This window comes from Afipia massiliensis (assembly GCF_014203115.1).
Classification (GTDB): domain Bacteria; phylum Pseudomonadota; class Alphaproteobacteria; order Rhizobiales; family Xanthobacteraceae; genus Afipia; species Afipia massiliensis.
This window is the reverse complement of record NZ_JACHIJ010000001.1, coordinates 947341-959957: the sequence shown is the minus strand read 5'-3', so window position 1 is coordinate 959957 and position 12617 is coordinate 947341. Positions and strand designations below refer to the sequence as shown.

At 57.6% G+C, this 12617-nt stretch carries 8 protein-coding genes; all 8 read left to right on the top strand.

What is annotated here, in order from left to right; genetic code table 11:
• The first annotated feature begins 352 nt into the window (after positions 1-352).
• The 8 genes from HNQ36_RS04375 (at position 353) to HNQ36_RS04340 (ending at position 12617) form a co-directional block, all read left to right on the top strand.
• Complete coding sequence (locus tag HNQ36_RS04375; protein ID WP_246395251.1) at positions 353-1651, top strand: calcium-binding protein; 1299 nt, start codon at positions 353-355, stop codon at positions 1649-1651.
• 76 nt (positions 1652-1727) lie between these two features.
• Complete coding sequence (locus HNQ36_RS04370) at positions 1728-3500, top strand: type I secretion system permease/ATPase (protein WP_210311931.1); 1773 nt, start codon at positions 1728-1730, stop codon at positions 3498-3500.
• A complete protein-coding gene (locus HNQ36_RS04365) occupies positions 3497-4867 on the top strand; it encodes an HlyD family type I secretion periplasmic adaptor subunit (RefSeq protein ID WP_184082687.1) in 1371 nt (456 codons plus the stop codon). The genes HNQ36_RS04370 and HNQ36_RS04365 overlap by 4 nt, the downstream gene beginning before the upstream one ends.
• A gap of 45 nt (positions 4868-4912) precedes the next feature.
• Positions 4913-6109 carry a helix-turn-helix transcriptional regulator gene (locus tag HNQ36_RS04360; protein WP_347339940.1) on the top strand — a complete coding sequence of 399 codons (1197 nt, stop codon included), beginning with the start codon at positions 4913-4915 and terminating at the stop codon, positions 6107-6109.
• Between the two features lie 89 nt (positions 6110-6198).
• Positions 6199-7194, top strand: coding sequence for a M23 family metallopeptidase (locus HNQ36_RS04355; RefSeq protein WP_184082685.1), 996 nt, complete (start codon positions 6199-6201; stop codon positions 7192-7194).
• Positions 7195-7628: 434 nt separating this feature from the next.
• Positions 7629-9074 (top strand): cytochrome P450, encoded by a 1446-nt coding sequence (locus HNQ36_RS04350; protein WP_184082684.1) that lies wholly within the window; start codon positions 7629-7631, stop codon positions 9072-9074.
• Complete coding sequence (locus HNQ36_RS04345; protein WP_184082683.1) at positions 9071-11125, top strand: hypothetical protein; 2055 nt, start codon at positions 9071-9073, stop codon at positions 11123-11125. Before HNQ36_RS04350 ends, HNQ36_RS04345 begins: the two co-directional genes overlap by 4 nt.
• Positions 11126-11141: 16 nt before the next feature.
• Entirely contained in the window at positions 11142-12617 is a 1476-nt protein-coding gene (locus HNQ36_RS04340) for a Dyp-type peroxidase (RefSeq protein WP_184082682.1), read from the top strand.

Below are 12617 nucleotides of genomic sequence, written 5' to 3'. Positions count from 1 at the left end.
CTTTTTTTGCGGCTCAGAGTCCTGTCGGCCTAGTTTGTCTTGATAAAAATGCTTTCCCGCCATGGCGGTTTCCGATGCAACGATGAAGGCCGCGAAGTTCTGACCGGTTAGTCGTGCGAGCGCGATGAAATTCCTGGCCCTTGGCGTGCGGGTTAGTTTCCGGACGATGCAACGGTATCTCCCTACACTTTTGTCACCAAATGGGGATTGCCGCAGCGCCTCCCAATAATCCACGTTGCCCCGTCGAATTCCATCAAAAGTAAAGGAATTCGTGTCCTCGAAATCCACGGCGTCCATGACGGGCCGGGAGCCGGCTTGCCTTGTGAACGTCAAAGCACAGGGAACAAACATCATGCTTATCAATGGAACGCCAGGCGACGATGTATTACCTGGCACAGCAATGGACGATGAGATCAACGGTCTGGCTGGCAATGACACGATAACCGCTTTGGCTGGCAATGACCTCGTCAATGGCGGGGCGGGCGATGACTCAATCGATGGCGGCACCGGCAACGATACGTTGAACGGCAATGCCGGCATCGACACGATTCTGGGTGGAGACGGTGACGACATCTTCAACGGTGGCGCAGGTGACGACAACCTGTCAGGCAATGCCGGCAACGACACGGTGCATGGCAACGCGGGCAATGACACGGTCGATGGCGGCACTGGTGATGACCAGTTGTTCGGCGACCAAGGTGATGACAGCATTCATGGCGGCGACGGCGCTGATACAGTGAATGGCGGGGCCGGCATCGATACTCTCTGGGGCGACGCCGGAAACGACACCTTGAGCGGTGGCGCCGATAACGACACCCTGAATGGTGGCGATGGTGACGATACGCTTGGCGGCGGCCTCGGTGACGATAAGCTGAACGGCGACGCGGGCAACGACACCTTGAACGGTAATCAAGGTAACGACACGCTAAATGGTGGTGTCGGTGACGACATCATGAACGGCGGCGCCGGTAACGATACGATGAGTGGTGGCGACGGTGTCGACACAATGCACGGCGACGCCGGAGCCGACGTCATGGATGGTGGTGCTGGCGCCGACGCCATGTTTGGCGACGGCGGCGACGATACCCTGACCGGCGGTGCTGGCGCGGACACGATGTCCGGTGGCGACGGTGACGACGACCTCAGTGGCGGCGACGGCAATGACACCGTCAACGGCGATGCCGGAGACGACACCCTCGCCGGCGGTAACGGTATCGACGCAGTAAATGGCGGTGATGGAGACGACTCGCTAGCCGGAGGCGCCGGCAACGACACCTTGAACGGCGAGGCGGGCGACGACGACCTGAACGGCGGGGGCGGGGCCGACACTTTGAACGGCGGCCTTGGCGACGACGTACAGACCGGTGGGGCCGGAACCGATACTCACAATTTCGGCGACGGTACTGCCACCAACTTCGGCAACGATGAAGTTACCGATCTGAACTTTGACGACGGCGATGTGGTGAATGTTGATGCAGATCCGATGTTCGATCCGACCACTGTTGTCGTCGATGATGACGGCACCAACACGGTGCTTGATTTCGGGTTCGGAACCATCCAGCTCGACGGTGTGACGGGCGGCGGAACGCCATTCGAGTCGATACAGGATGTCAATGACGCGGCTGGATACGACGCAGTCGTGATTGCATAACATCATTTCAGTGGGGCGGCTCAGAGCCGCCCCACTGGTTTTCGCGCTACTCAGTCAGTGATCGTGCCAACCAGTGATGTATTCGCGTATCCGTCGTGAAATCTCAGCGTCCAGCAAGAGATCGCTACTTGGATTGATTCCGGGACGATCCGCATTTGTGTGGGTTGTGGCTTTCAGTGTGTCGATCAATCTACTTTTGCTCGCTATCCCACTCTATTCCATCGAGGTGTTCGATCGGGTCATCAGTAGCGGAAGCGTTGAAACTCTCGTTGGTCTTACCATTATCGCGGCAAGTGCCCTGGTCTTCAGTGCTATGTTCGATACGCTTCGCGGTCGGCTGCTTAGCCGATTCGCGGTCGGATTTGAGCGCTGCGTCGCACCAATTGTTCTTGAAAGTGCCATTGCAAATACGGACAGGCGCGGCGACGGCAGAACGCACGATCTCGTCAAGGTCCGCGAGTTGAGAAATTTCCTCTCAAGCGGGACCGTTGCAGCGCTGATCGATGCTCCGTTCCTTCCGATGTTCATTCTCATTCTCTTCTTTCTTCACCCGTGGTACGGCGTCATCGCCCTGATCGGGACGGGGATCTTGCTGGTGATGGGCATTGCCAGTCGCTGGATTGCACGCACCGAAATTTCGCAGGCATCAGAATCTGCGTTGCGCACACAGGCCGTTCTGGATGGCATCGTCCGTCATTCCAGCCTCGTGCGGGCGATGGGCTGGACCCGCGGCGCCACCCGCGAATTCATGCGGCTGAATGACGAAGCCCTGTCGCCGGTCGTCCGGGCAAGCGAGCGGGTCGCCGCAATAGCATCTGCCGCGCGCATGACGAGAACAGTTCTTCAGATCGCGGCGATCGGCGCGGGTGCATGGCTCGTGCTTCAGAATGAAGTGCTGGCGGGCAGCCTTATTGCAAGCGCGATTCTGATCGCCCGCACTCTGCAACCGATGGAGGGCCTGATCTCGGCGTGGCGCGCACTCACATCAGCACACGAAGCCTGGATACAGGTGTGCGCCGCTGTGGCACCGGTTCTTGAGCGAAAGAGGCGGACATTGCTTCCGCCGCCGTCGGGATATCTTGACGTGCTTCATGTAGCGTATCGCACGCCGACGGCGAAGCGGCCAATCCTTGCTGACATCACATTTCGTTGCCGGCCCTGCGAAATCGTCGTGGTGATTGGTCCGACCGGCGCGGGAAAGTCCACGCTGCTGCGCATGATCGCCGCACTCGAATCCCCTAGTAGCGGCGCGATCCGGCTGGATCGTGCGACCCTCGATAATTGGGACCCTGACCAGCTCGGACAGTACGTCGGCTATCTTCCACAAGACGTCGAGCTTTTGGGCGGCACGGTCGCCGAAGCGATCGCGGGATTTAACGAGGTTGCGCGCGACGAGGACATCATTGCCGCTGCAATGCTCGCGCAGGCGCACGACATGATCTTGTCATTGCCGCGCGGCTACCAGACCGAGATAGGCCGAGACGGCAACGGGCTGTCAGGTGGCCAGCGCCAGCGCATCGGTCTGGCCCGCGCGTTTTTCGGCGATCGCAAGTTGATCCTGCTGGACGAGCCAAATTCCAACCTCGATCCCGAGGGTGAAGAGGCGCTGTGTTCTGCTGTCCTGCAGGCCAAGGAGCGCGGAGCGGCGCTCGTCATCGTGACGCACCGGCCCCGTCTTCTGACCATCGCGGATGCGGTACTCCTTTTGAGGGATGGGACGCAGCTTGCGTTCGGGCCTCCCTCCGGCGTGCTTCCGATGCGTGTGCCGGGAGCGATGCCGGTGGGTCCACGCGCGATCTCGCGTGAAGCGGAACCTCATATATCGTCGGTGAAGGGAGCGGGTCGATGACGCAAGGTCGTCACAGCGGCGCAGTCGCCATTCTGTCGTCTGCCGCAAGCGGCTATCAATCAGTGGTAGGCCCGGAAAGGCCGCGATCCGATATGAGACGGATCATCACATGGGGGTGTGTACTGCTCGTCCTTCAGTTCTGCGGCTTTGGAGTTTGGGCCACTACGGTTCCGCTTCGAAGCGCCGTCATCGCACCTGGTGTCATCAAGGTTCACTCGAAACGCAAGGCCGTGCAGCATCTCGAAGGCGGAACTCTGAAATCGATTCTCGTCAGGGAGAACGATCACGTCAAAGCGGGCCAACTCATCGCGCGGCTCGATACGACGCAGATTGAGGCAAGCCTTGGTTCGCTCGAGACGAGACTATTTTCGAATCTGGCGATGGAGGCGCGGCTCGCCGCGGAACAAATCCGAGCCAAGTCAATTTCTTTCCCCGAAGAACTGCAAATGAATGCGACGCGCTCTGTGGCGCGTATCGCCATCGAGAGTCAGGAAGCCGAATTTGTCGCCCGATTGGCTGCGCTCGATGGTGAGCGGAAATTGATAGATCAACAGATGCTCCAGTTGACAGACAGTATCCGGGGTTTGGAGAGCAACACCAAAGGTGTCGAGCAGCAACTTGCATTTCTGCTTGAGGAGATAGCGGATACGAGTTTCCTGCTGGAGAAGGGCCTTGCCCGGAAGCCGCGCGTGCTGGCGTTGAAGCGGGCGGAGGCCGAGGCCAGCGCGCAGATTACGCGCAACGCAGCTTCGATCGCGGAAAGCCGGGGCAAGATCGCGGAGCTCGAGGATAGGCGACGTCAGTTGAGTTTTAATCAAAACCAGGACATTGCAAAACAGCGCCATGCCTTGAGCGAAGAAATAGGCGACCTCAGACATCGAATTGCCGCGTTGCGCAGTCAGCTTGCGCGATCTGAACTGCGCGCGCCCGAGAGTGGAAAGATCGTCGGCCTCAATAGCAGGGATCTTAGTGCAGTGCTTGCGCCCCGGGAAACTCTTCTGGAAATCGTTCCCATGGAAGACCGGCTTGTCATAGAAGCGACATTGAAGCCGACAGATCGTGAAGAGGTCTATCCCGGACAATCCGCGCGGGTGCGCGTTCACGCGCTCAATACTCGTCGCAGACCATTGCTCGATGGGAAGATCGTAACAGTGGCGGCCGATGCTTTGGTCGATCCAAAGACCGGTGTCGCGTCATACATGACGGAAGTTGAACTGGAACACAAAACAGAGACCGCTCCCTATCTGTCATCGTTGTTGCCCGGCATGCCCGTCGAGATATTCGTCGAGACGGGAGAAAGAACCTTTGCGGAGTATTTACTGCAGCCGATGAAACTGCGGATACATCGCGCGTTCAGGGAGAGTTAACGGCCGGCATGAAGCTGGCCGCCATCATTGCCGAGGGAGAAGCAGGTGTACGAAAACAGCAAAGCACTGCCCTCCCGAGGGAGCCATTTTGACCGCGCTGAACGAGCGCAGTCCCTCCACAATGTGGAACGTCTCTCGATACAGCTGCCGCCATGGCCCAATCGGGAAAAAGCTGCGCGTCGCGCGGTCATGGAGCAGTTCGGACGTGCCATCGCCGAGTTGCTCGAGTGCAGCAATTGCTATGTTGCTACCATGTCTCATGTCGGCGCAAAACTGGAAGAGGCCCGGATCGGGCGAGCAACGATCGATCCTTCATGCGCGATGACAGTCGCGCGAATTGCCCGCAAAGGAACGGATCCGGATTGTACCGTTATCGAACCCGTCAATGCACGCACCGCCTTCGTGAGAAAACTGATTGGATCGGAGCCGGGAGCCAAGAGTCATTCGGTCATAGGGCGGTTTTCCTCCGGCGACGGAGTGACTGTCGTGTTTGTGGCGGGATGGCGATCGGCGCCGATTCTTTCGGCCGAGATTCCTTGCCTGGCACGGGCAGTTCGCATGATGTGGGAAACTGCCTGTGCTCTTGCCTCGCCGCCGCCTCGGCGCACTGATCTTCAAACATGGCTGGAAGAGTTGATCTATCCCGCCATCGTTGTGGATGAGTATCTGCGCGTGCATGAACTGAATCGGAGCGGACGAACCCTCCTGACGGAAGGCAAGCTTCTTATTGTAGAGCGCGGTACGCTCGCAGGGTTGACGGCCTCGGTGACTGAAAATCTGAAAGAGGCGCTGCGGGAGACGTTGATGTCCCATGACGGTCAGGGATGGCTGAACACAACTGTGCCTCTCTCCACTGATCGTCAGCAGTTTGCCTTTGCCAGGATCGGCGCAGTGCCCGCGCATTGCGAGGCGGGGAAAGTCCTGGTCATCGTCCCGCAATTCGACGAAGTGTCGGGAGCTGAGCGGATCGCATCCGCGTTCAGCCTGAACTGGGCGGAGGAGAGGATTATAGCGCGCATTCTTCAAGGGCAGTGCCCGCGCATGATCGGAGCGGATCTTCGTCTGACGGAAGCGACAGTAAGGACCTATACCAAGCGGATCATGCTGAAGTTGGGGATCAATCGGCGTTCCGAGTTTTTCCTGCTCTATCATCTCACGTTGTCACCATTCGGCGCGGGGCGGCGCGAAAAGGCCGTGGGCAGAGGCATGTCGGGTCCTCGGCTGGGTGAGAGAACTCATTAGGGCAGTATGAGAGCGTACGATCCGGCTGTCGGACGGCATCAGGCATGCGATCAATGAGTAGGCCGTTAACACAAGCACAAAGTTTCGCGATGTGGTCGGTCTTCCGCAAGCTTTGCGCTGTTGCCGGCTCGATACCGGTGTTTATCTCCAGCGTCGTTGCGGAGAACCTCCAGCTGAAAATGCCCGTGGCCTGCGATCTGGGCAGCACATGCCAGATCCAGAATTATGTCGATGTCGTTTCCTCATCGGCGGCAAAGGATCACAAATGTGGGACGCTGACGTATGACGGCCACAACGGTACGGATTTTCGCCTGCGCTCGCTGGACGCGCAGCGCGCTGGCGTGAATGTACTGGCTTCCGCAAGCGGCCGCGTTCTCCGCGCCCGCGACGGTATTCCGGATGGTTCGTTTCTCAAATCGGCGCGTGAAGCGGTCCGCGACATTGAATGCGGCAATGGCGTCGTCGTAGAGCATCCGGACCATTGGGAAACGCAATACTGCCACATGGCCAACGGCAGCCTGCAGGTGAAGCCCGGCGATCTCGTGCAGGCTGGGCAGCCGCTCGGACAAGTCGGCCTTTCGGGATTGACCGAGTATCCGCATCTCCATTTCACCGTCAGGCATCGGGGCAGGATTGCCGATCCATTCGCATACGACGCGCCGTCAGGCGCTTGTGATGGAGGTGAGTTTCTCTGGGACCCTTCACTTCGCGAGCAACTGGCGTATCAGAAGCGGACGATCTTGAATGCCGGCTTCACGAACAGTCCGGTCACGATGGATCTCATCGAGGGCGGAGCCGCGGAAAAAGAACTGCCCACGATCGAAGCTGCAGCGATAGTTGCCTTTATCCGTACGATAGGTCTCAAGGCAGGCGACACACAATGGCTCGCGGTTACAAATCCCTCTGGGCACGTCATCGCTGAAAATTACGCAATTCCGCTCGACAAGAACAACGCACAGGTCATGCTGTTTGCCGGCAGAAAGCGTCCTGCGAGCGGCTGGGATCAAGGCACCTACAAAGCGTCGTACGTCGTTAAGCGCGATGGCGAGATCGTTCTGAAGAAAGATTTTGAACTCACGCTCTAGCTGCTTGACGGTCGTGTCTGGATTTTGACGGAGCGAGAGCTCGACCATGCCGAGGAACACTTCGGCACCCATAGTGCCTAACCCCCAGGTCGCCGTGTCATGCTATTCCTCATGCAGGACGCCGACTTCGTGCGACCATCTGATCCCACCGCTGCCCGCGTTGTGCGCCGAAAGCGCCGGGTGTTGGCAGGAGCGAAGGGCTTTGCCCAAGCATCGTGCATGCGGGCCAAGCTATTGTTGTAACTAACAATTTTGTAAGGCTCTTGGCCGCTTCCGCGCGTCGAGGCAGCCACTTTCCTGCTCTTGTCGGTGAAGTTGCAGGTGTGGCTGCTCGGTTCCGAAGATGGTATCATGCAGCTTGCCGTGCTGACCATTTGATTGCCGATCCGAATTTTTTTCGCGTACGCCGCCAAAGATAATTGCGGGATGTCGTCATGGGTACGAACGTTCCTGAATCAATGGTCGAAGGTCCGCGCTGGCGGGCAACTGATAGTGGTTCGCTGACACGATGTGTCGAAAAGATTTCGCTGGCCAGGCAGATGGCCGGCTACCGTTTCAGCTCCTACATCTTCTCACACCTTTGGTTGCTTAAGATCGTTTTAACGGTGCTTCGTCGTGTGCGCCCCATCTCGATCTTTGGCAAGCTCGTCATCCTCACCAAGATGAGTGACGTTCGGGAGGTTCTCAATCGCTTCGATGATTTCACCCTTGGTGAAGTGATCGAACCAGGAATGCCATGGGGGCCATTCCTAATGACGGTAGACTGGAGCGAGCAACACCAACGCGAGCGGAAGCTTCTCCAGAATGTCGTCAAGCGAGACGTTGATCCGCTGACTATTAAGAGGACTGTTGCCGAAGAGTGCCGTGAGCGGATAGCTGCGGCCAACGGCAAGATAGACATGGTAGCGGAACTTGCGGAGCCGGTTGTCGTCCGCATCGCCGCCGACTATTTCGGCGTTCCTCCGCTGAAGGGCGACAAGCGCAGCATGGCGCGCGCGACGCGCAACCTGGCCGGTATCATCATGGTCAATCCACCGGTCGGCTCACAACCCTGGATCGATTCGCGTGACGATATGATCAGCTTGACGCAGCTTCTGCTGGAAGAGATTGCAGTTTCTAAATCGTCGATCACCACTTCGCATCAGAGCAACCTGCCAGACAATCTTCTGACGCGATTGACTGCGTTGCTTAACGTTGGCGATAAGCCGAATTGGTTTGATGAAGATTGGATTCGCCGATACCTGACCGGTCTGGTTGCGACCGGCTTGGCAACGGTTGTTCGTGGGACCGCTCACACGGTTGATCAACTCGTAGCGCGCCCGGAAGCCTTGCGAGAAGCGCAGAAGCTGGCCGTCGCGCTCGATCGCGCAGAAGCGCACGAACAAAGCCTAGAGAGCACGGCATCCGAAGGGGATCGAAAATCGGCGGAAAAGCGTGTAAGGCAATCGCAGGATGCGCTTGCACACTATATCTACGAGGCGCTGCGGTTTCGACCGATGCTTCCGTTGTTGGTGCGCGATGCTCCGCGCGAGGCAGTTATTGCAAATGGAACGAAGCGCGCGCGCGTCGTTCCATCAGGAGCGCGCATTCTCGCTGGTCCGCTGGCCGCGATGTTCGATCAGGACGCCTTTCCGCGTCCGTGGCGTTTCGATCCGAAACGCCCGATCGAGAGTTACATTCACTTCGGCGATGGAGAGCGTCGTTGCTTTGGCAAATACGTTGCTGAGAACGCCCTCATGGAAATGGTGCGGGCGCTATTGCGCCTTCCTGATCTTGCGCGCGCATCCGGACGCGACGGCCAAGTCCGTTACGAGGGCCCCGCGCCCTGTTCATTTGTGCTTACGTTTAACACGCAAGCCGTTGGAGCGCAGGAACGGTGAACCCGAACTACACGACCATCATTACGCCGCTCGAGCCCGGACGCGTGGAGGCCTGCCGGAAATACTTGCGTGACACCGCTGAACCGCGTCCAGCCGGCGACTTTCTGCAATGCCAACCGCTATTTCGGTTCGATAGAATCGCAAGTCTGCATTTTTGCAGTTTTGTCGTGCTCGATGCGGATAGCGAATTTGCTCCAAGTCTCGTGTTCGAAGCGACATTCGATGGTCCAACTGACGACTTTCTTGGTGAACTGCTCGATGTCGCATCGAAGGGCATACATGAGGTGTACCGGCATTGCACCGATTATCCGTCCTCTGGACTTGCGGCTTCTCAGTTGATCAAGGAATACCTCATGCGCCACGACGTCGGCGCGAATACGTTCTTCTGCGGGAGTCCGGGGCGTTCGGTTGCTCAAGTGAAGGGCGAAAGCCTCGTCCGTAACAAGATCGTGTCGTTCCTCTCAAGCAAATGGTCGTCAGGCGAAGCTATTCCTGCGCGATCATCGGGATTTCTTGAAGCGGTGCGGCGTCATGTTATCCGCGGCCAGGATGACAATCGTTGGGCAGAGCAGCAGGCACCCATACCGCGGGAGGTGCGGCAGCGCTCATGGATTGTCTCGTCAGCGATCATTGCAGCATTCGTCATAGTGTGCGGCACCGGCATCGCTGTCGGGGCGCCGTTCGGTTTGGGGCCGTTTGTCCTGCATGATCATATTATTCGAGCCTCCGAGCAGGTGACCCAGATGGGCGCCAGCGTCGGAAGCTTTCTCACTTCCTGGTTTCCGCGGGTTTCAAATTACATCACGATTGAGCCCGCGATCCTGCACATTCTCATCGCATTGAGTTGCATCTGGCTGGTCGTTCGCATCATTGAACTCTTCCTCACCAGTTGGACTAAAAACCCTCACGACCAGCTTTTCATCAATCGGTTTCCATTGCAACTTGCGGTTATCTTCAGATACACGCTGATCATTTTCCTTGTCGGATCTGTTGTACTGGCTGTCATTCCAGGAATGACTGCGGCTCGATCCGAAGAAGTTGTGGGAACGCAGTCTGGATTTTGGGTATCGTTCGTCGCGGCAGCTTCAATCACATGGCGACTGCTTCTTCTTGGCGTCGTTCTCTTGGTTCTGAACTATTGGACGACGTCTCTGAAGCTCGCTGTTGAACTACGGCCATACGATGCCGTTCGCGAGAATGTGCGGCGTTTGCTGCTCGATCTTGACAGGTTCGCGATGGTCATCGCAGTAGCCGTGGGTGCGTTGCTCATTGCGCGCCATATTCCGCTTGGCTTCGGTCTACAGATTGCGACGATTATGCGGTCCATCGTCTTCGCCGTCTTTGGAATCGTGGCCTACGGCCTCATCGGCATCCTGGCATTCTACGCCATCGGTCTCGCCATTTTCGGGGTAATCAGAGTGCTCGAGACTGGAGACAAACGGCGTTTTGCCGATCCTTCTGAACTCATTGCGCGAGCCCAGGAGAATGCGAGAAAGTGCACGCGTGAGGAAGGCGGCATCAACAGATATCAAAATCACCTCGCGAGTATCACGGCTGTGAAGCCAGGCTTTGTCCGGCGCTGGCTATTGCGCCTAGCACTGTTCGTCATCAATCTGCTTTCCCGTTTCTGGTTCAATCGCGGGGAACTCGGCGGGATACCTACAATCCTTTCCGCGCGCTGGGTTATGATTGATGGAGGACGACGGCTGTTGTTTCTCGATAATTTTGGCGGCGCCTGGGAGAGCTATCTCAACGAATTCATCGATCTGGCGGCAGTCAAAGGCCTGAACGCCATCTGGTCAAACACGTTTGTCAGCGCAGGTGGCAAGCGTTACGGTTTCCCTGCATCGAAATTTCTGTTCTGGAGAGGCGCGCAGGCCGAACAACCCTTCAAGGCTTACGTGCGGCAAAGCCAGGTCGAAACGATCGTTTGGTATGGCGCATATCCAACGCTTGGTGTCATCAATATCAACGCCAATACCGCCTTGAGACAATCCCTGTTCAAGCCATTAAGCTATGGTGAAATCGACGCGATCTTTCGAAACCTCTGACTGTGGGTAAATTGCCATGGAGAAGGTTGAGTGGGAGGATGTTCAAAGGCTTGTGTTGAGCGGATATCCGAAGTTGCCGTTCTCCGCCTATCTCTTCTGGCACTTCGAACCCGACAAGGTCGATGCTGCAAAGCGATGGATGGGCTCGCTGGCCGAGCGTCTGACATGCGCCGTTGCTCGCGGGGACAGGCAAGCGATCAATCTGGCGCTCACGGCGTCCGGCCTGAAGCACATTACCGTCAGCGATAGCGCGCTGAACAGTTTCTCTCCGGAATTTCTCGAAGGCATGGCGCCCAAGCCAACGGCGGTAGGTCCTTCGCGTCGATCCAACATTCTCGGAGACCTCGGCGACAGTTCTCCTGAATTCTGGGAGTGGGGTGGCTGGAATGGGAGCCGGGACATCGACGGAATGTTGCTGCTCTACGCCAGCGACAGATCCTCTCTCATGGCATTCGTCGATGCAGAGATCAAAGCCATGGCGGGCGCAGCCAAGCCAGCATCGCGGCAAAACGGCGAGCGCATTGTTCTCGAAGGTCGAGTTTATGAGGATCGCAAGGAGCATTTTGGCTTCAAGGATGGAATTTCCCAGCCGATGATCGAAGGATCACCCAGGGCAAGCAAGAAGCGCAAGAAGAGTTCCGGCGATCCAGAGGAGAACAAGGAGCTGACCGCTGACGAAAAGCGCATTCATCTCGTCAAGCCGGGTGAGTTCATTCTCGGTTACAGGAACGAACGCCGTATCCGTATCTCAAGTATCTCCGGCACAAAGGATAGCAAGGGTGCGGAAGCGCGGGACATTCGGCGTAACGGTACCTACCTCGTTTTCCGGCAACTCGAGCAGGATGTGCGCGCCTTTAATGACTTTGTTGTAAGCACAGCAGAGCGCGTATACGGGAGGGCCGATGAGCCAGCGCGGGAAGAAATCGCGGCGCGGCTGGTTGGGCGAACGCGCGAAGGGCATCCCTTGGTTCCTGTTGACCGGGGTCCCGACGCATCTCCGCGCAACGATTTTCTCTACCATTTCGATGATCGCTTTGGCATGGCGTGCCCGATAGGAGCGCACATTCGCCGCGCAAATCCCCGGGATACGATAGGACCTGACGCCGACACAGCGCTGCGCCTTTCAAAAATGCATCGTATCATCCGGCGTGGCAGGCCGTATGGAGAACGGCTCGATGCGGAAAGAAACAGTTCGGCCGGCAAGCAAGCGTCGCGCGGGATCTCGTTCATTGCTCTCAATGCCGACATCGCCGGACAGTTCGAAATGATCCAGCATTCATGGCTCAACAACACTCACTTCGGCGGCCTTCATGCGGGAACGGATCCGTTCGGGCATTTCAGTTGCGCTGGAGATGTGGTCACCATTCAGGATCGTCCAACCAACCACTATGTCGACCGGCCACGCCCGTTTGTCAGGGTCCGCGGAGGTGCGTACTTTTTCCTGCCCGGCATTGAGGCAGTACGTGCATTGGCGCGACCTGAGCTTGTTTGA